Below are 20,712 nucleotides of genomic sequence, written 5' to 3' on the forward strand. Positions count from 1 at the left end.
GTGAGTCAGAATAACTATTCAATCATTCTATTACTCAATCATTCACTAATTAATTTTGACCAGCTTCCCATCTTCAAATTTTACGATGGGAACGACCTGGTTTTCATTGGCTTGTGTATAGTCAAATCCGGAAAGAATATAGTCGTCCGTATCGGATCGCAACATACTCCGGTTGCGCGACAGAAGGGTGTTGCGAGCTAGCTGCCGCCCAAAGAATAACATCATATCGTAACCTTCACTGGCAAAGATTGATGGAATGGTATTCCGCTTAGCTACATACTGTTCCTGAAAACTAACCACAGGTTCGCGTGTGGCATCAATATAATCAGGGTAAAGCAGATAAACTTCCCGCCGGGCAAAAGTCGATGCGGGTATACGATAAAAATCAAAAGCGGAAGCCGTAGCCAGAAGTGGTCCGATCACATGACGCCGGTTAAGCGCATCTAGTATTCGAGCCCCTTCTTCGTCGTTACTGCTGGCAAAGAATACGTGCCCCATCGGAATGGGCTGGGTTGTCGATACCGGACGGGACGAGCTGACGCTGGCACTGGTGTTACCAGTCAATTGCATCGCATCAGCCATTGCCTGTACACTACCACTTAGTTTCCGAACATCCACGAGTTGATAGTTTTGCTGCTTCAACTCATTTACATAGGCCATTGCTAGCAGCGAGTCTCTCCTCGATGCCCCAAAATAAACCGCCACCCGGCGACCACTATTCAGGCTTCGAGCATGATCAGCCAGCTTTCTCGCCTGCTGGTTGAGTGAGGGTTGCGCCAGAAATGAGAGAGGCTGGTTGGTAACTAAATCGCTACTGGTTGCAATCGGGTTCAGCAGCACAATATTACTTTGGTTCGCATAGGCTGATGCAATCCGATTCGGTTCGATATAGAGTGGGCCAATAATCAGATCTGTTTGGGCAAAGGCTGGGCTATTGACCAGTTCAAGTGCTTTATTGGCATCATTGTCGACATCATAAGCGAACAGATTGACCGTAATTCCTTCTTCCTGAAGCTTGGTTTTCGCCATTTTGATCCCGTCGTAGAGATCGTAAACGTATTGATTGGCCCGAATGCGCTTTTCTGAATTAAATTCATCTAACCGAAACGGGAACATTACCGCAATATTATAATACCCTTTCGCTCGATTAGTGCGGGTAGGCAAGGTTGAACGACCAGCGGTCATTGTGCCTGTTGTGGATGGCGTTATGACAGGTTGCGAACTCCCCACGCCTGGAACGCCAAATCGATTGGTTAGCCGGTCAGAAAGCTCTAGATCGTCCTTATCACTGGCAGTACGCTGAATCAGGTCAATCAATGCTAAACCAACTGTTCGATTATTTGGAAAAGCTTTGTTAAGTTCCTTCAGACGTTTTAAGTCAGTGACCTTTGGGATGAAAGCTTGCTCCAGTTTCGTCACATCAGTACGTAAAGCCGGATCATTGATCTGCTGGATAGCCGTCAATGCATCTTCATACTCGCCCGTTTCCATCGAAACTGCCGCTAACAGGTAATTGGCTTCACTCATCTTTCGCCAGTTGGGAAAGAGGTCCATTAATTGTTGGAGCGCTAAACGAGACTGGGTGAAATTTTTCTGCCGATAAGCTGCCAATGCGTAGTAGTAGCTGGCATACGGTGCCAATCCCCCCCGCTGCTGAATAAGCCCGTTCAGTTCTATTTTTGCCCGATCATAATCCCCAGCCAATACTTTTTTAACAGCATTACTGTACCGTCTCTGCGCTTCTGGCGATACCTGAGCCTGCGTCGGTAGCTGGGTAAGGAGTACCATCAAGCTAACCAATATATAGTTAACCAAACACAATTTATGGGTCATGTCTTTTAGGTTAATGCACAAAAGCAACGCGATGGCGTTGCTTTTGTTATCAAAAGTCGTCAGAGTGCGGCCATTAGTCAATACTTTTTTTAACTAATGGTGGCTCTTTTGCTACTTATTTTTTAGACCTCGCTTTTCGTTGTGCCTCTTCGGCTTGTTTACGAGCCTCTTCGGCTGCCGCCAATTGCTTTTGTAGCAATGCCTGGAACCCACCGGGTTTCTTACCCTGACCCGAAGCGTTCTTCCGACGATTTTCATCCAGCACCGCTTTAATCTTATCTTCATCGACAAACCGTCGGATAAGTTGCTGCTGGGTAATCGTCACAATGTTTGAAACGAAATAGTAGAACGTTAACCCTGCAGGATAGGAATTCAGCACGAACATAAACATGAGCGGGAATATGTAGCTCAGGGCTTTCATATTCACAGGTCCCGGCTGCGTTGGCGTAGTCTGGTTGTTGTAATATGCGTACGCAATGGAAGAAGCCGTCATCAGCACCGTAAACAAGCTCAGATGGCTACCAATAAACGGCAGTGTTGGAAACTTCAGAAAGGCATCGTAGGTCGAAAGGTCACTAGACCAGAGAAATGCCTTTTGCCGAAGCTCAATCAGGTTTGGGAAAAGCATGAACAGCGCAAACAGGATTGGCATAGTAGCCAGCACGGGTACGCAGCCACTCAGCGGGCTTACGCCTACTTCCTGATATAACTTCATCTGCTCAGATTGCTGCTTGGCCATGTCATCGCCCACACGCTCTTTGATCTCATTGATCTCTGGCGCTAACACCCGCATTTTCGCCATACTCACATATGACTTATAAGTTAACGGTGTTAGAAGCAATTTCACAAAGACCACCAGGGCTACAATCAATAGACCATAGTTGGCAATAAATTTCTCCAAGAAGTTGAATACAGGTACAAAGAAGTACTTGTTGATCGGTTTCAGAATTGAGTAACCTAAATATACGTTCCGATCAAATTCTGGGGCTATACTGCCCAGTAGCTGAAACTTATTCGGGCCATAGTAGAATTTGTATTGCCCTTTTCCCGCCTTCACATCCGCTATGGGCAGCATAACATCAGCAATAGCCGTTTTCACAACACTACTGTCAGTGGGGTCAACCAGCGTTTTGAAGCTGGCTTTGGTCATGGGAGCGTTCTTATCGATGAAGCCCGACAGAAAGTATTTGTGCTTGATGGTAAACCACTGAACGGGTTCTTCGAGGGTAGCTTCCTGATTGCTTTCGCCTTCGGCCAGATTTTCGAAGTTTTCATCGGCGGTCAGGTAGTTGATCGTAGCTGCTCGGCGGTTGTTCGCCAGATCGTTTTCGTACTGACGCATCTTATCTTCCCAGAAGAACCGGATATCGCCATTGCCAACCGTGCTGGTCAGCCCATTTAATTTCAGATCATAGTCGATCACATAGCCTTCGGATGGAATGGTATATACCTGCTCTATTGATTGCCCCGGTGCGACTTCGGCACGAAAAACAATTTGCTGGTTCTGTCCACTTACCTGACCATTTGACGTAGATGTCTGGTAATACAACTGATGCAGGTTAACCTTACCCTGCTGCGTAGGCAGTTCCAGGAGGGTTTTACTACTTTTCTCATCGATCAGGACAAGCGGCTTCTGGTCGAAGGTTTTGTAGTTTTTCAAAACCACTTCTTTTACCCGGCCACCCCAAGTACTGAAGGTGACTTTGAGGTCTTTATTTTCAACGGTAATATCACGCGCTTCTCCGGTAGCAACGGCGGCAAAATCACCAAATTGAGCTTTGGCAGCGGCCGAATCGAGCGGTTGTTCTGCTTTATTAATAGCTGCTTCGGCACTGGAAGCCGACTTCGGTTTCGTGGTTTGTATTTTTTGAGCCGGTTCCTTTTCGGGAGCGGGTTTCGGCACCAAAAGCTGGTAGCCGACCAGCATCGCCAGAATCAGGACAATGCCAATGAGTTGATTACGATCCATTATTTGTGTTTTCAGTTTTCAGTTTTCAGTTTTCAGTTAAAAGCCGGGCATCCGAACAGGAAACTGAAAAGCGAAAATTGAAAACTATTTTTCCGCAAAATTACAGTAATCTGGGCGGTTAATCAACCACGTCGGCAGTTTCTACACGGGCGGCTGCAATGTCGGATGAAGTAGGCGGAGCAGCCTTTTTCTGTTGACTGTAAGCCAGCGCAGCCTTAACAAACCTGACAAAAAGCGGATGCGGGTTCATAACGGTACTTTTCAGTTCAGGATGAAACTGAACGCCAACAAACCAGGGGTGTTTATTTTGCGACAACTCAACAATCTCGACCAGGCCGGTTTCCGGATTAATACCTGTTGGTAACAGACCTGCTTTTTCAAAAGCGTCCAGATAATCGTTGTTGAATTCGTATCGATGCCGATGGCGTTCACTAATCTGTGTTTTTCCGTAAATCTGATATGCCAGTGAATCCCGTTTAAGCTTGCAAGTGTAAGCACCCAGGCGCATCGTTCCCCCTTTATCCGTAATGTTCTTCTGGGCCTCCATCATGCTGATGACCGGATTGGCCGTATCAGGCTCCATTTCCGTCGAGTGAGCATCCGCAATTCCCATTACGTGGCGGGCGTATTCAATGACGGCCATCTGCATCCCTAAGCAAATACCCAGGAACGGAATTCCATGCTCACGAACATAGCGGACAGCATTAATTTTCCCTTCAATTCCCCGTTCACCAAAACCAGGCGCTACCAATACCGCATCCAGTTGGCTGAGCACATCGGCACAATGATGTTCGTCCACCAATGTTTCAGACTGTATCCATTCCAACTGCACCTTACATTCGTTGGCCGCTCCGGCATGAATGAATGACTCGGCTATCGACTTATAAGCATCGTGTAGCTCAACATATTTACCAACCAGGCCAATCCGTATGTTATCTCCCGGATTTTTAAGTCGCGCCAGGAAGCTTTTCCAGGCGTCCAGATCGGCATCTTTATCGTTGTAGAGGTCCATCATGTAAAGCGCCCGCTGATCGAGCCGCTCTTTCTGCATAAGGAGTGGTACGTCGTAAATGGTCTCTGCATCGATGGCTTCGATGACCGAACTGACCTGCACATTACAGAACAGGGCTATTTTCCGGCGAATATCCTGCGGCAATGGATGTTCCGTCCGACAAACGATAATATCCGGCTGAACCCCGTTTTCGAGCAACATCCGCACGGAGTGCTGGGTTGGCTTGGTTTTCAATTCCCCGGCCGATTGAAGATAAGGCACCAGCGTAAGGTGAATCACGAGGGTGTCGTGCTCGCCCAGTTCAAACTTCAACTGCCGAACGGCTTCCACAAACGGCAGCGATTCAATATCACCCACGCAGCCACCAATTTCGGTAATCACAATATCATACTCGCCCGTTTCGCCCAGCAGTCGGATATTCCGTTTTATCTCGTCGGTTATGTGAGGAACTACCTGAACCGTTTTCCCAAGAAAATCACCCCGGCGCTCACGTGTGATGACGTTGTTGTAAATACGCCCGGTGGTGATGTTGTTAGCCTGTGATGTGGGCCGATTCAGGAAACGCTCGTAATGACCTAAATCGAGGTCGGTTTCGGCGCCATCGTCGGTTACATAACACTCGCCATGTTCGTACGGATTGAGTGTACCAGGGTCAATATTGATATACGGATCGAATTTCTGGATTGTTACCGTAAGTCCCCGAGACTGAAGTAGTTTGGCCAGTGAAGAGGCAATGATACCTTTGCCGAGTGATGAAGTTACCCCGCCCGTAACAAAGATGTATTTTGCGGATTTGGGTCCCGTAGCCGCCATGTCTTTAACGTGTTTTGGTCGTTACGGGATGTAAAAGTACGGCAAAAAAAGGACGAATGGAAAAAAGGAAGGATGAAAAGTTGGTAGATTTTAGGTAAGCGGTTGGGCATCAACAACCTATTTTATAAATTTAATTTTTGTAAATCATTTACCCATTATTGTATAAATGTTACGATTATTTATAGACAAACTTGGCAGCGGTCATCGTGACTTATTTCTAAAGATTGATGTCATGCCAGGTCATTTACTGGTAGCTGATAGCTATTTTCTGTCTGACTTTCTAGAGTTAGATCAGAATGAATCTCCAAACCTCACGGATGAAGATAGAGCCTATTCGAAATATGAAGCGACTCAACTGATTACTTATTGGATTAATAGAATCAAAGCTATTCAAAAGGGGCAGGAAACATTCATAATTTTTGATCTATCTGATCAATATATAGGTGGTCTATTGGTTGAGAGAGTGAAAAGAGGATTTAAAATTAGATCCGTTTATACAGACAAACTTCAAGGCTGGGGAATTAACAAATCCTGCCTGGATCAAGCAATCATTGAAACCGCAATAGATTTTAAACACAGTACTGAAATCGAATGGTTAATTGGCAAAGAAGCACTCTTCGCTGGGCTCAACTGGAGCCTAAACGAGCTTCGATAAACCCACAATAAAAAACAAAAAAGCGCAGAGGTTTCCCTGCGCTTTTCTTTATAGAAAGCTGGTATTATTTATCCTGCTTTAGTTCACGCTCTTCATATGCAAGGCCATATTGCTTGAGCACATCAGCCGGCACGCCATCCCACTGGTTAGGTACGTTACCCACATAACCGATGTCTTTGATACCCATCTGGCTAGTATAAAAGCCAGAAGCGGTCATGTTGCGCATCATCGAGAAGAACGAAGCGCCCTGCGACAACTCAGGCTTCACTTTCGAAGGGTAAGCTATCTGATCGACGAGTTCGATTTGCTGCGCTTTGGTACACTGTACAAAAGGTTTACCATACCGTTTTACACACGTATTATCGAGCCACTTAATGCCTCCACGCATGGGCGTCTGGTTTCGGGGCTGGTCTTTCATCATAAATTCAATGAAAGCCGGTACTCCTGCCTGGGAGGCACTCCCCGAATGTTCATCGGCCGGAATAATGATGTCGGACAACACCGTAACCGTTTGTAACTCATGCGGTGTAAAAAATTTCTCAGCCATCAGCTTCGCGTCACGCTCGGCTTCAAACTTCTGACGCCCTCCCGGAATTTTTAACGGTTTAGGGTCTGGTGGTGCTGGTACAGCAGCCTCAACCGGGTTAACAGCCAGTCCAAAACTGGTTAGAGAAAGAGCTTTTAATGAATCTCTGCGTTTCATAGTTCGTATGGCTTGGTGTATCGCTGAGTTACACCTGGGTTTAGATGTTTTTTTGTTTAACCTGATCGATCAAGTATTCACTGGTACGCATGGAACTGGCCAAAATGGTCCAGGTCACGTTTTTATCACCTTGTGATGGGAAAGCTGCCGCATCGACCACAAACAGGTTTTTCACATCGTGAGCCTGCTGGTATTTGTTCAGGGCGGACGTTTTAGGATCACTTCCCATACGAGCGGTTCCTACTTCGTGGATAATTAATCCGGGAGCAGCCAGCCCATAGTTGTTTGACGCATTGGGCTTTTCGCCGAGTGCAATGCCACCCATAGAGTGAATAATTTCCTCAAACGTATCCTGCATATGCTTTGCCTGCTTGATCTCATAGTCAGACCACTTATAGTTGAAACGAAGCACGGGGATACCATACTTATCGACTACGTTCGGGTCGATTTCGCAGTAGTTGCTTTCAAGGGGTACGGGTTCTCCCCGACCGGCCATACCTACATACGCTCCGTAGAACCGACGATAATCATCTTTAAGGGCTTTACCATAGCCACCACCCGGTTTCATTTTACCGTCGCGACCGGGAATCATTCCGTTCAACTCTTCGACCCCCCAGCCGAATCCGTAGGCAGGCATACCCATACCCCCCCAATATTCGATGTGATACCCACGCGGGAAATCTAATTTTTTGTTATCAAGCCACCAGGGTGTAAAGACGTGCATACCGCCGACGCCATCTTCATTATAGCGTTTCCGGTCCATCAGGGCTGGCACAAATGCCGACCGCGATGCTCCCGTTGAATCGTTGATATATTTTCCAACAACGCCACTGCTATTCGCAAGGCCGTTTGAGAAACGGCTCGATTTGGAGTTTAGCAGCAAACGGGCTGTTTCGCCAGCGCTGGCAGCCAACACTACGGTTTTAGCCTTTATCGTAACTTCCTGCAGGCTCAGTGTATCAACGTAACTAACGCCTGTAGCCAGCCCAGTAGCCGGATCGGTCAATACTTCGCGAACCATAGCCCCATTTATGAGGGTCACATTTCCTGTTTTCAGAGCAGGTTTCACTAACACCGACGACGAGGAGAAATCTGCGTAGGCCTGGCAGGCACGCCCACATTGGCTACAATAGAAACATTGGCCGCGCTCGTTGTTAATGGGTTTGGTCAGAATCGACAAGCGGGAAGGGATTACCGGGATACCAATACTCCGAGCACCTTTGCGAATCATCAATTCATGCAGTCGTGGCTTTGGTGGCGGCAGAAAAATACCGTCTGGTTCGGTTGCCATATTTTCAATCGAGCCAAAGACACCGATCAAACGGTCTACGCGGTCGTAGAATGGCTTGATATCGTCATAACCAATAGGCCAGTCTACACCCACGCCCGTCAAACTCTTACGACGAAAGTCGTCAGGTCCGAACCGGAGCGATATACGTCCCCAGTGATTGGTACGCCCACCCAGCATGCGGGAACGGAACCATTGGAAGTTAGATCCTCTAACATTGGTATACGGCTCTCCTTCAATTTCCCAGCCTCCCCAGGCGGCATCGAAATCACCGAATGCACGAGTCGTACTGGCTCCACGACGGGGCGACTCCCAAGGCCATTTCAGTTGAGTAATGTATTTCGGATCGGCCGGATCAAAATAACCACCGGCTTCCAACAATACGACTTTTGCTCCGGCTTTTGCCAGGGTGTAAGCCGCCATACCCCCACCCGCTCCTGAGCCAACAATAGCGACATCATACTGAGTAGGCGCTTTCTTAATCTGAAATGAATCCATGCAAAATTTAATGTTTTATCAATTTTGTTGAGCAAATTGATAGTTTATACTTCTAAAAGCAAAATTGGCACAAAATTACCTGTCTTCACACGACATGAAGTGCCTCTTTTTAGCCTAATCAAATAAATACCAATCCACACCAAAGGCAAACCCACGTCGCATCTGTAGGAAATCGGGGGCTACAAAATAACCGGCTCCCTGCAACACGCCCTGGTTGGCATGTGTCAGTTTGATGAACAGACGAGTCCGGTTTACACGCAAATTAGCATATACGTCGGCCAATACATACCCCTCAACCTGGGTGCGGTTCTGTAAGTAGAATTGTTGCGCCACGGGCATATATGCATCGGCATAGTATGGTGATTTATAGTGCAGATCAATACCCGTCTGAATATACAGCACCTTCGCGTAGAGAAATTCGTACTGCAAACGGGTATTGATAAAAAACGGAGGCATCCGAATCACATCGGGGCCTTCTTTCACCGTATAATACGCCTGGCCAGCTATCAGCAATTTGCCGAATTGTAAATGATACCCAAATCCAGGCTGCACAATGTGAATAGCCGATTTCTCCTGCGCAGGTACGGCCTTTTCGTTAAAATAAATATAATCCTTGAGCAGATAGTAATCTAAGCTGGGCTGAATCCGAAGCTGCTTGTATCGAATGTTGAATTTCCCATATGCATGGTTGTAACTGGGCAAGCTAAAATTATTTTGCCACGAAAAAACAATGCTTTGAAACCGCTCCTGCAACAGAGTTGGGTTCGTAGTAATGGTCGAATAGCCAGCCGTCAGCCACTTACTTTCAAACTGCCCCTGAATCCGGTACGTGACATTTCCCTTGGTATTAGCGCCAAATTCGGCTTCTGCTGTTATACGTGATAAACTATCGGGGAAATAATAGCCAGCCCATCCACCGACAAATGTTTCGGTCCGCGGGGTTTCATACTCGTTAAAATTGGATCGGGAGGTATTATAATACGTAAGCTGCCGATAGTTACGAATTCGCAGGTATGCCCGATAATTGAACGAAGCCCCTTTGTACTGCGCAACTCCTTTGATTCCAAACTGATTCTCCAGCAACCGGAACCGACTGCGCTGGAAGATACGGGAACTATCGCTCGTCAGAGACGGATAAAATGTGAGCGTATCCATATTCGCGGGCAGGATAGGCGACAGAATATATCGATTTAGTTTAAGTGTATCGTCCTGATAGAAATTTTTCTGGGTCTGGTAATCAAAGCGATGATAGAGCTGAAACCCTTTATCCAGAACGTATTGATGATACACATGCCAATCGTTACGAATTTCCCAGCCATGTGGCCCCTGCGTCGATGAGCTCCCACTACGTAAACGGGAGTCTCCCGTATAATTATAAATAATAGGTTCGTTGCTCGCTGTTAACCCAGGCAATACTCCTCCCTGCTCATCGAGGCTATGATTCATGTTGTTGAAATGGGCCAACAGGGTGTATTTGTCGTTTTTAGAACGATAGTTGGTATGCAGTAAAAAACCCCAGTTCTGGGCCAATAGCTTAAATGGGTCATTATTACCACTGGTACCAAACTGTTTTTGAGACGTAAATCGCTGAAGATTAAAGCCGACGTTCCAACGCTGGGTAACGTTTTGAGCCATGTCGAACCGCAGAATATTCTGGTTATTACCACCCAACGCCAGATACATATCGGTAAAAGGCGATTTTGTATCGAAGTATTTGACTCCCAACGTTTGAAACGCATACGGATTAAATACATAATAGCCCGATTGAGTACCTAACTGTTGCGGAGCCTGAATAAAAACCGACCGGATTGGCGTTCCCAACGTTCCCAGATCCTGATAGAGATTCTGGCTCCGCTGAACATAGGTGAACCGATGGCTCTCATCCATGGTGGTATCCAGGGTGTATAGTTTTCGGCGGTTATTCAGAATATCATCTTCCAATACGAAACGCGTCGATTTGGGACCATAGATAACTTTTGTCGAGTCATCTATTCCACTATTATTTACACCTGTAGTGGACGAAGGCATAGCCTGACGTCCACCAAATCCGGACGGAACACCACCAGGAAACTGCTGAGCCCAGCCGTTGATTGTCAGGGCGAGCATGACACATAAAATAACAACACTCCGATTCATTATCCCAAAAGTAAGGCAAAACGACCGATGGGTGCAATTAATGGGATTTACTTAACGATTTTTAAGCCTTGGTCAATTGCTTATGGGTAGTTAAAAAAGCTAAAAATGCGGACTCCTGTTCGGCTAAAAACTGAATCGCGACAGGAAGGTAATACAATGGCCATGTCGACCGTTCCTCTGCTGTCAGTAAGTCGTCAAGCTTTACCCAATCCTTTTCAGTAGTTAAAACCACCGAACCGTCTGGCCGATTCGTCAAAATCGATTCAAGATCAGCACGCGTGTAAGCATAATGGTCGGCAAAGCGCACATGCTTTTGCATCCCATAGGCTTGCCTGACGTAATTTTCCAACGGGTCAGCATTTGCCAATCCAGATACTAGCACTACATTTTTCAGATCAGCTACGGGTTGATGGGTGGCAAACGACACAGGTTGTCCATACTGAAGTCCGGCAAAAAATATGGGCGTTTCGGACCCAGTATACGGCCTGATTCGGCTTATGATGCGTTGCTGCTCAGCTTCCCAAAGGTTCATCGGGCATTTGGTTACGACGATAACATCGGCCCGATGGGCACCTTTTCGCCGTTCGCGGAGCCGACCTGCCGGAAATGGGTAATCGTCATAGAAGGGTCTTTTATAATCCATCAGCAAAATAGCCAAATGCGGGTGAACGGCCCGATGTTGAAAGGCATCGTCAAGCACCACTAGAGCCGTTTCGGGATGATGCGTCAATAACAACCGGATAGCCTCAACCCGTCGTTCGCCCACACACACGCGAACCTGCTTACCAAACTTTCGATGAATCTGCAAAGGCTCGTCACCAATGGTTGCTGCTGTATCATCTACTGTAGCAACTCGAAAGCCTCTGGTCTTTCGTCCATACCCCCGGCTTAGGGTAGCTATTGATGCATTGGTCATATATACACTTGACCAATACCGTTTAATCAAAAATTCAACCATTGGTGTTTTTCCAGTCCCTCCGACGGTTAAATTACCTACACTGATGGAGTATACGGATGGGCGTACAGATGGCAATAATTGGTTATCAAAGAGCCAATTACGAAAATCTATGATTAATCCATAGAGTATACTGAGCGGCAGGAATATACTTTTAGCAATAAACCGTTTCATTAATATTTTCGTCTGTTTGCCCGTTTGAGCAGTCAAAAGTAGTATTTTTAGGGCTGGGTTTTTCCCTCCTCACCACCCTCACAATGAGTTTAAAAGCTGACTTCCTACCTTATACGCTGCATTTTCGCTTCGAAGCAGGTACCTCGCGCGGTACTCTGACGAAGAAAACATCGTATATAATTCGGCTTTTCGACGATGAGAATCCTGGTATTCTGGGATACGGTGAATGTGGTCCTTTGCCTGGTTTGAGTTACGACGACCGACCCGACTTTACGGAACAATTGCGTCAGTATTGCCAGGATTTCAACGAATTAGACCTACAGTTGTTCAGTTGGAACGTTCCCATTGTTCTGAATCAGATAATAAGCCCTCAGTTTCCCAGCATTCTGTTTGGTTTTGAAACGGCCATGCTCGATTTTCTGTCGGGTGGGCAACGCATGATTCTTGGGTCAGATTTTACAACTGGTCAGCGAACGTTACCAATCAACGGTCTCATCTGGATGGGTAGTCCGGCCTTTATGCGGCAACAGATTGAGGAGAAGCTTCAGGCAGGCTATACAACGCTTAAACTTAAAATTGGTGCGCTCGATTTTGATCAGGAATGCGACCTGCTAGCCATGATTCGTGAGCGCTTTACGGCGGACCAGATTACGTTACGGGTAGATGCAAACGGGGCCTTCCATCCCGACGAAGCGATGCATAAACTCGAGCGTTTAGCCCTCTATCAATTGCATTCGATCGAACAACCGATTCGTGCTGGCCAGCCAGAGGCCTTAACTGATCTTTGCCGCACTACGCCCATACCGATTGCCCTGGATGAAGAATTAATCGGCCATATGGAATACGTGCATAAGTTCAGGCTTTTAAAAAAGATTCAGCCGCAGTATATTGTACTCAAACCAACGTTATTAGGTGGACTACGTCACTGTGATGAATGGATCGAACTGGCTGGACGACTCAATATTGGCTGGTGGGTTACCTCAGCGCTGGAATCAAATATCGGTCTGAACGCCATTGCCCAGTATACTGCCCAGTTTAAGCATTTGCTGCCACAGGGACTAGGCACTGGCCAATTGTACCACAATAACGTTGATAGTCCCTTAGTTGTCGACCATGGTTATTTGCAGTATGACCCGACACGTAGCTGGAATCTGGCCCCTTTATCGGTTGATTCTTCAGGGTCTGTTTTGACTTAAACTATTTTGCATTGAATCTGCCTGCTGATCATATCCGCTTGCTTTTTGGCCTGAAACTACGCCAATTAAGACTCGACAAAGGGCTGTCGGTCAGCGAACTGGCGCACCTATCCGGCCTATCTATTTCTTACGTTACTGAAATCGAAAAGGGCCGTAAGTACCCCAAAGCTGATAAGATTTCGGCGCTTGCCGAAGCCATGCACATCGACTACGATTCGCTGGTTTCGCTCAAGCTCAGCAAAAAACTCGAACCCATCTCTGAGTTATTGCGGTCAAAATTCCTGACTGAAATTCCACTTGAACTCTTTGGCATTGACCCATCCGATTTACTTGAACTCCTGGCCGAGGCTCCAGCCAAAGTAAGTGCCATGATCCGTACGTTTATGGATATAGCCCTGAGCTATAACATGAGCGTGGAACGGCTGTACCTGACGATGCTCCGATCATACCAGGAAATGCACGACAATTACTTTCCTGAGATTGAAGCCGATGCCGACCGATTTCTGGCTGAATTTGCTCCGCTGCCCCATCAATCGGTCGATGAAACCTTGCTCACGAACCTATTGAAAACCCGGTATGAGATTCGACTCGAGCAATTTGACCCACTTATCCAACCCGAACTGGTTTCCCTTCGCTCCGTTTTTCGTTCTGAGCAAGCTACCTTATATCTCAATGCGGGCCTGTCGATCGAACAACGGCTTTTTATTCTGGCGAGGGAAGTTGGTTTTCAGTATTTGAACCTAAAAAATCGGCCCTATACCTATTCCTGGGTTGAAGCAGAGTCATTTGAGCAAATCCTAAATAACTACAAGGCATCTTATTTTGCCGGGGCTATCTTAATCAGGCGGGATGAGCTGGTAACCAGACTAAGAACGTTGTTTGCTCAGGAAACCTGGAGCAACGACGATTTTCTTCAGCTCATTACTCATTTTGGCTCAACACCCGAGCGGTTTTTCTACCGGCTTAGTAACGTCTTGCCTAGCTACTTCGGCATCGATCAGCTCTTTTTCTATCGGTTCAACCATACCCCCGGTCAGACTACCTTTCAACTGACTAAAGAAATGCATCTTTCACGTCAGCAGGGGCCTCGCAGTATCATGGATGAACATTTCTGTCGCCGTTGGATTGCCTGGACAATTCTTCAGGAGCTTCAGTTTTTGCAGCAACATAAAACGTACGATGGAGCCCTTTGCCGCGCACAACTTTCTGACTACGCAGATTCAGGCCTACAGTACCTCATCATTTCGGTAGCCCATCCGGTTCAGCCTCAATTTCAGCAGAATATGAGCGTGTCGATGTGTTTTGCTGTCAATGATACGCTGAAAAGCAAGATGAAATTTCTGGCTCCTCCCAACGACATTAAAGCGCTTGAGAATATTCCATTTCGAGTGGTGAACCAAACCTGTGAGCGGTGCGGTATTTTCGACTGTCGGGAACGGGTTTCTGCCCCAACCGTTCTTCAGAAAAAACGGCTGTTTGAAGCCACCAAAAAAGCCATGGAAAAACTGGGATAGAGCCTATGTATGATATAGGATGTATGATGTATTTCCGGCCATACATTATACATCCTATATCATACCTCCTACATCATACGTCTCATTTCGTTCCTCCGCCTAACGCACGATACAAATCGACTAATGCCAGAAACTGAGCCCGTTTGGTTGTGACGAGGGCTAGTTGTGCTTCAAAGACGTTTCGCTGAGCCGTAATAACTTCAAGGTAGGTCGCGTACCCATTCGCGAACAGTTCGTTGGAGGTAGCCGTCGCCTGACGCAATACGGCCACTTCCTGACGTTGTAGACTGGCAACGTTCCGGTAGTTTTCCAGCCCTTTCAGGCCCGTTACTACTTCTGATACGCCGTTGATAATTGTCCGTTGGTAAGCCAGATAAGCCTCCCGGCCCTGGGCTGTCGTCAGTGCTAAGTTACCCTGCAATTGCCTACGGTTCAGAACAGGCACCGCCAATCCGCCAAATATTCCCAAAGCCAGCGATTGTGGATTTAGTAGAACTCCTGGGCGAAAGGCATTGAACCCAAGATAAGGCGTCAGATTGAACGACGGTAAAAACTCGGCCTGCGCCACGGCCACATCGACATTTGCCGCTTCAAGTTCGCGTTCGGCCTGACGAATATCAGGCCGTCGACGGATCAACTGGGCCGGTATTCCAGCAGTAATTGCTGTAGGCACTGATTGTTTTTCAATAGACGCGCCCCGAGTTATTGGCTGAGGATATCTGCCCAATAGCCTGTTCAATTGATTTTCGGTTTCGACAATATCCTGCAATACCCGACCTTCCAGCGCCTTTGTATTGAGCAACTGGGCTTTGAACTGCTGGACGGCCAACTCTGTCACTCGACCGGCTGCTTTTTGAACTTCGACTAGTTCAACGGCTTTCTGTTGTAATTCAACATTATCGCCAATGATTTCCAGCTCGGCATCCAGGGCTAATAGTGTGTAATACAATCGGGCTACATCGGCTATCAGGCTAGTCACGATCAGGTTTCTTCCCTCTTCCGACGCCAGTATACGCGTGTAGGCTGCCCGTCGTCGGTTACGCAGTTTTCCCCAAAGATCAACCTCCCAGGAACTGCGGAGGCCCACAAAATAATCGGGTGTTGGGTTCGGAATCAAACTGGAGCCGCTTACATTGCCCGATAAATTGGTATCGTAATTACCAACCCCGTTGAGTGTGTACCGTCCGTACCGATCGACCGATGCCGTAGCCACGGCATCGACTCGGGGCATTAAGGCCCCCTGACTTACCCGATACGTAGCCTGAGCAGCTTCGATGCGTTGACGGGCAATTTTCAGATCAAGGTTACGGGACAGGGCCGTATCGATCAAGGCGACTAAATTAGGATCGGTAAACAGTTCCTGTGGAGTTCGTTCGCCCATGTTTGTCGAATCCACCTGAGTGTTAATGCTGCCTTCACTATAAGCTTGTGGCACCGATACGCGTGGTATCGGTGCGGGGTTATGCACTATTTTACAACCGCTCAGGTAACCGGCCAGAACCAAACTTACAAGGTAACAGGTGGTATTATGACTCTTGAAGAACGGCCCCATTCGAATTCGTTTTTGTGGGTTTGACGGTAGGTTTGATCCTCTCATTCGTTGATTGTGCCGTTCCAAATTTCTGGGCAATCGTGGCAAACAATACGTACAGACCGGGTACGAGTATAAGTCCGAATACGGTCCCGATAGCCATACCGCCAGCGGCTGCGGTCCCGATGGAGCGGTTGCCCAATGCGCCAGCACCCGATGCGATACAAAGCGGAATTAGCCCGGCGATAAACGCCAGAGAGGTCATCAGAATCGGGCGAAGTCGGGTAACGGCCCCCTCGATGGCTGCACTAAGAATCGGTAGCCCTTCCCGTTGTCGTTGGTTGGCAAATTCAACAATCAGGATGGCGTTTTTACCCAGCAACCCTATCAACATCACCAGTGATACCTGCGCATAGATATTATTCTGCAAACCAGCTAGTTGCAGGCACAAAAACGACCCGAATATGCCCGCTGGAAGCGATAATAAAACCGATAAAGGCAAGAACAGGCTCTCATACTGGGCTACCAGTAACAGATAAACAAAGACCAGGCAGATCATGAAAATAAAAATGGCCTGATCGCCCGACAAAACTTCTTCGCGCGACATACCCGACCAGGCGAAAGAGTAGCCACGTGGTAGTTCCTTATCGGCTACTTCCTGAACCGCCCGCAAGGCATCGCCACTACTATAACCCGGTGCGGCATCGCCATTGAGCAGGGCCGACATATACATATTATAGCGCGTAATCTGTTCTGGACCGTACACCCGTTCGAGTCGAACAAAATTAGAATAAGGCACCATTTCGCCTATACTGTTCTTCACCCGCAGGTTCAGCACATCCTCTGGTTTGGCTCGGTATTCGGGCGAGGCCTGTACCATTACTTTATACATCTGCCCAAACCGAATGAAATTAGACGCATAGTAGCTACCCAGCAGGGTTTGGAGGGTACTCATGGCATTATCAATCGAAACGCCTTTCTGGGCTGCTTTGTCCTGATCGATCTGCAACAGATATTGGGGAAAGCTAGGGTCGAAACTCGTAAAGGCATTCCCGATTTCGGGTCGCTTTTTTAAGGATTGAACAAAAGCATCAGCTACTTTTTTGGTCTTTTGCAAATCGCCCGTTCCCGTCCGATCCAGCATTCGCAGTTCAAAACCGCTCGAATTACCGAATCCAGGAACGGTTGGCGGTGGAAAGAACTGAATACTAGCATCCTGTACCCGCTTTGTTTTCGCTTCCAACTCCGTAATCACTTCTTCGAGCGACTGCTTGCGACTCCCCCAGTCTTTGAGGTTAATCATACCCATACCATACGAAGCCCCTACCCCATCGGTCATCAGGCTATACCCCGCCAGCGTCGATACATTGTCAACAGCGTCCATTTTTGACGCTATCTCCTGGATTTTATCCAGCACCGCTTCCGTACGTTTAAGGGTAGCGCCAACGGGTGTGGTTACGTTGATATAAATCATACCCTGATCTTCGGTGGGAATAAAGCCGGCTGGCAAAATCGAGCTTATCCCCCAGGTTCCCCCAGCAAACAGGACCAGCATACCCACCGTTATCATCCCTCGGCTGGCTACCCGCTTCAGCACGCGTTGATAGCGTCCGGTCATCGCTTCAAAACCACGATTGAACCAGGCAAAAAAGCGCCCCAGCACACCCGTAGGGGTATGGTTATGCGATGAACGAAGCAGCAACGCGCACAAAGCGGGCGTCAGCGTGACAGCGTTGACGCCGGAAATCACAATGGCAATAGCCAGCGTCAACGAAAACTGCCGGTAGAAAATACCAACTGGACCCGACATAAAGGCCACTGGAATAAAAACCGCCGACATGACCAGTGTAATGGCTACCAACGCCCCGCTAATTTCCTTCATGGCGGCAAACGTGGCCTCGCGCGGCCCCAAATGATCATCACTCATTTTGGCATGGACAGCCTCAACCACCACAATGGCATTATCGACCACAATTCCGATAGCCAGTACCAAGGCAAACAGCGTAAGCAGATTGATGGAAAACCCGATGCTGCTCATAAACGCAAACGATCCTATCAAAGCCACCGGCACGGCCAACGCGCAGATCAGCGTCGACCGCCAGTCCTGCAAAAACAGGAACACAACCAGAAACACCAATATAAAGGCCTCAATCAGTGTACGGATTACTTCATGAATCGACGCATCCAGAAACCGCGATACGTCGTATGCAAAGTTATACGTCATGCCCGACGAAAAACTTGTTTCCTTTAACTCAGCCATGCGTGTTTTGATGTTGTTGATCACCTCACGGGCATTCGAGCCTGGCCGTTGCTTGATCATAATCGAAGCTGACGGGCGACCATCTGTTTTCGAAAGCATGTCGTAATCCAAGGAACCGAATTCGATGTCAGCCACATCTTTTAGCCGCAGAATCTGACCGTCATGTTCGGCCCGCAAAACGAGATTTTCGTATTGTTTCGGATCGAAGAACTTACCGCTGTAGCGCAGTACATACTGGAGCATTTGCGGAGCCCGATCGGCACTTTCACCGGCTTTACCCGGTGCAGCCTCAACGTTTTGCTGTCGAATGGCCGTTATCACCTCATCGGGCGAAATGCTGTAGGCCGTCATTCGGTCGGGTCGGAGCCATACGCGCATCGAATACTCCCGCGAGCCCATAATATCGACAAACCCAACACCGTCTATCCGCTTCAGTTCGGCCAGTACATTGATGTCGGCAAAATTGTAGATGAACTTTTCATCGACCGTTGGATCTTCGCTGAAGATATTGAGGTACAGCAACATACTGTTCACCTCTTTTTCGGTCGAAACCCCGGCCTTGATAACTTCTTCGGGTAATTCATCCAGCACAGTCGTGACGCGGTTCTGAACACCCATAGCCGCCAGATCAGGGTCGGTACCTACCTTGAAGAAGACCTGAATAATGGTACTCCCGTCATTTCCCGATACAGAGTTCATATACACCATGCCGGGCACGCCGTTGATCGCCCGTTCAAGAGGCATGGCTACCGCTTTGGTAGCTACCTCGGCATTGGCTCCAGTGTATTTGGCGGTTACAGTAACCGAAGGCGGCACAATATCCGGGAACTGCGTAACCGGCAGCTCTAGCAAAGCCAATACGCCCAGCAAAGTGATCAATACCGAAATTACCGCCGACAGTAGAGGGCGTTTTATAAATAAATCAAACATGGCGTGTCTATATCATTGTTGAGCAAGTGTGTTTGGGGCTGCTGAGCTATCGGCTTCTACAGCTTCCGGGATGATCTGATCACCATCGCGAATATTCTGAATCCCCTCATACACAACACGTTCTCCGGGTGCCAGACCAGATCGAACGATGTAGTTCAATCCGACCCGTGCCTGGGGCACGAAACTCCTTGATTTCACTTTATTTGTTTTATCCACCACATACACGAAGTTCTTATCCTGCACTTCGAATACGGCTTTTTGTGGTACTAACAAGGCGTCTCCGACAATATTGGGGAGTCGGATTTTGCCGGACGATCCATGCTTGAGCAGCTTTTGCGGATTAGGAAATCGGGCCCGGAACGCAATGGTTCCCGATTCTTCTTCGAAAATGCTTTCCATGGTCTCAATTCGCCCCTTATGTGGGTATGGGGTTTCATCGGCCAGCATCATCTCGACCTCCTGTCCATTTTTCCCAGTCAGTTCACGGTGCTTTTTCAGAAAGCCCAGGTATTCTTTTTCCGATACATCAAAATAGGCAAACACTTCCCGGATGTCAGAAACGGTGGTCAGCAGAGCCCCTTCCTCGATCAGACTACCTATTTTGAACGGAATGCGGTTGATTACCCCATCGAAGGGAGCCCGTATGCTGGCATGAGCTAACCGCAAGGAGGCTGTCGACAGGGCCGACTGGGCCTCTTCAATCTGCGCCTTTGCTACGTCGAGTTTGGCTTTGGCCAGATCCAGCTCAGAAGGCGAAACGATTTTTTTATCAACCAATAGCTTAACCCGAGTCACTTCTACTTCGGCCGTTTTGGCACTGGCTTCCGCACTTTTCAGCGAGGCCTTTGCTTTATCCAGGCCAACTTTATATTCGGCAGCATTTAGACTAAACAGCAACTGCCCCTGATGAACCGATTGGCCCTCATCCACATAGATTTTTTCAAGAAAACCTGATACCCTGGCGCGTATTTCGACATTTCGAACAGCTTCGAGGGTGGTTACATAATCCCGCTGGAGCGTGGTCGACTGCCGGGCTAGTTGGACAACGGGTAACGTTAGCTTTTCGGTTTGCCCGGTTTGTGAGTCCTGACCTGCACAGCCAGCCAGGTATATACTCATTAATAGGGTGGTTAATTGAATTCCCTTTGTCATGGCTTCATAGAGCTATATAGTGATTCCAGCCAACGGCATGTGCCAATGGCCTGGAAAACGATTATCCTGATAATGTGTTAAAAAATGGGTGCA

Annotated in this window: 13 protein-coding genes; 3 read left to right on the plus strand and 10 right to left on the minus strand. The window is 47.8% G+C overall.

The genetic code is table 11. The annotated features are described in order from the left end of the window. Positions 1–45: 45 nt before the first annotated feature. The 3 genes from B5M13_RS15885 to B5M13_RS15895 form a co-directional block, all read right to left on the minus strand. Entirely contained in the window at positions 46–1,788 is a 1,743-nt protein-coding gene (locus B5M13_RS15885; protein WP_245860036.1) for an ABC transporter substrate-binding protein, read from the minus strand. Positions 1,789–1,948: 160 nt separating this feature from the next. Beyond that, positions 1,949–3,802 carry a membrane protein insertase YidC gene (gene yidC / locus B5M13_RS15890; RefSeq protein WP_080056604.1) on the minus strand — a complete coding sequence of 618 codons (1,854 nt, stop codon included), beginning with the start codon at positions 3,800–3,802 and terminating at the stop codon, positions 1,949–1,951. Between the two features lie 118 nt (positions 3,803–3,920). After that, positions 3,921–5,627 (minus strand): CTP synthase, encoded by a 1,707-nt coding sequence (locus B5M13_RS15895; RefSeq protein ID WP_080056605.1) that lies wholly within the window; start codon positions 5,625–5,627, stop codon positions 3,921–3,923. 166 nt (positions 5,628–5,793) lie between these two features. On the opposite strand from B5M13_RS15895, the gene B5M13_RS15900 reads away from it, so the two are divergent. After that, the gene (locus B5M13_RS15900) at positions 5,794–6,282 is read left to right on the plus strand and encodes a hypothetical protein (protein ID WP_080056606.1); all 489 of its coding nucleotides are present in this window, start codon (positions 5,794–5,796) and stop codon (positions 6,280–6,282) included. A gap of 64 nt (positions 6,283–6,346) precedes the next feature. Here B5M13_RS15900 and B5M13_RS15905 read toward each other — a convergent pair whose 3' ends face one another. From B5M13_RS15905 to lpxK, 4 genes are all read right to left on the minus strand, one after another. Then, complete coding sequence (locus B5M13_RS15905) at positions 6,347–6,985, minus strand: gluconate 2-dehydrogenase subunit 3 family protein (RefSeq protein WP_080056607.1); 639 nt, start codon at positions 6,983–6,985, stop codon at positions 6,347–6,349. Positions 6,986–7,025: 40 nt separating this feature from the next. Then, positions 7,026–8,771, minus strand: a complete 1,746-nt coding sequence (locus tag B5M13_RS15910) for a GMC family oxidoreductase (protein ID WP_080056608.1) — start codon at positions 8,769–8,771, stop codon at positions 7,026–7,028. A gap of 114 nt (positions 8,772–8,885) precedes the next feature. Then, positions 8,886–10,877, minus strand: coding sequence for a putative porin (locus B5M13_RS15915; RefSeq protein WP_245860038.1), 1,992 nt, complete (start codon positions 10,875–10,877; stop codon positions 8,886–8,888). Positions 10,878–10,968: 91 nt separating this feature from the next. Continuing rightward, positions 10,969–12,036, minus strand: a complete 1,068-nt coding sequence (gene lpxK, locus B5M13_RS15920) for a tetraacyldisaccharide 4'-kinase (RefSeq protein ID WP_080056610.1) — start codon at positions 12,034–12,036, stop codon at positions 10,969–10,971. 83 nt (positions 12,037–12,119) lie between these two features. Between lpxK and B5M13_RS15925 the strand changes: the two genes are divergently transcribed. Next, positions 12,120–13,232, plus strand: a complete 1,113-nt coding sequence (locus B5M13_RS15925; protein WP_080056611.1) for an o-succinylbenzoate synthase — start codon at positions 12,120–12,122, stop codon at positions 13,230–13,232. An 11-nt stretch (positions 13,233–13,243) separates the two neighbouring features. Next, a complete protein-coding gene (locus B5M13_RS15930) occupies positions 13,244–14,746 on the plus strand; it encodes a helix-turn-helix domain-containing protein (RefSeq protein ID WP_080056612.1) in 1,503 nt (500 codons plus the stop codon). A gap of 82 nt (positions 14,747–14,828) precedes the next feature. On the opposite strand, the gene B5M13_RS15935 is transcribed toward B5M13_RS15930, so the two are convergent. From B5M13_RS15935 to B5M13_RS15945, 3 genes are read right to left on the minus strand one after another with little or no spacing between them, the layout of a single operon-like run. Further along, the gene (locus B5M13_RS15935; RefSeq protein WP_080056613.1) at positions 14,829–16,298 is read right to left on the minus strand and encodes a TolC family protein; all 1,470 of its coding nucleotides are present in this window, start codon (positions 16,296–16,298) and stop codon (positions 14,829–14,831) included. Next, on the minus strand, positions 16,273–19,467 hold the full coding sequence (locus B5M13_RS15940; protein WP_080056614.1) for an efflux RND transporter permease subunit: 3,195 nt from the start codon (positions 19,465–19,467) through the stop codon (positions 16,273–16,275). The genes B5M13_RS15935 and B5M13_RS15940 overlap by 26 nt, the downstream gene beginning before the upstream one ends. Positions 19,468–19,479: 12 nt before the next feature. Further along, positions 19,480–20,619, minus strand: a complete 1,140-nt coding sequence (locus B5M13_RS15945) for an efflux RND transporter periplasmic adaptor subunit (protein WP_080056615.1) — start codon at positions 20,617–20,619, stop codon at positions 19,480–19,482. Positions 20,620–20,712: the final 93 nt, after the last annotated feature.

It is taken from the genome of Spirosoma aerolatum, from assembly GCF_002056795.1.
Taxonomy (GTDB): Bacteria; Bacteroidota; Bacteroidia; order Cytophagales; family Spirosomataceae; genus Spirosoma; species Spirosoma aerolatum.

Coding starts and splice junctions, on each gene's coding strand:
- B5M13_RS15940 (WP_080056614.1), bottom strand. CDS start 19,467: ATGTTTGATTTATTTATAAAACGCCCTCTACTGTCGGCGGTAATTTCG.
- B5M13_RS15915 (WP_245860038.1), bottom strand. CDS start 10,877: ATGCTCGCCCTGACAATCAACGGCTGGGCTCAGCAGTTTCCTGGTGGT.
- B5M13_RS15905 (WP_080056607.1), bottom strand. CDS start 6,985: ATGAAACGCAGAGATTCATTAAAAGCTCTTTCTCTAACCAGTTTTGGA.
- B5M13_RS15925 (WP_080056611.1), top strand. CDS start 12,120: ATGAGTTTAAAAGCTGACTTCCTACCTTATACGCTGCATTTTCGCTTC.
- B5M13_RS15945 (WP_080056615.1), bottom strand. CDS start 20,619: ATGACAAAGGGAATTCAATTAACCACCCTATTAATGAGTATATACCTG.
- B5M13_RS15910 (WP_080056608.1), bottom strand. CDS start 8,771: ATGGATTCATTTCAGATTAAGAAAGCGCCTACTCAGTATGATGTCGCT.
- lpxK (WP_080056610.1), bottom strand. CDS start 12,036: ATGAAACGGTTTATTGCTAAAAGTATATTCCTGCCGCTCAGTATACTC.
- B5M13_RS15895 (WP_080056605.1), bottom strand. CDS start 5,627: ATGGCGGCTACGGGACCCAAATCCGCAAAATACATCTTTGTTACGGGC.
- yidC (WP_080056604.1), bottom strand. CDS start 3,802: ATGGATCGTAATCAACTCATTGGCATTGTCCTGATTCTGGCGATGCTG.
- B5M13_RS15885 (WP_245860036.1), bottom strand. CDS start 1,788: ATGGTACTCCTTACCCAGCTACCGACGCAGGCTCAGGTATCGCCAGAA.
- B5M13_RS15935 (WP_080056613.1), bottom strand. CDS start 16,298: ATGGGGCCGTTCTTCAAGAGTCATAATACCACCTGTTACCTTGTAAGT.
- B5M13_RS15900 (WP_080056606.1), top strand. CDS start 5,794: ATGTTACGATTATTTATAGACAAACTTGGCAGCGGTCATCGTGACTTA.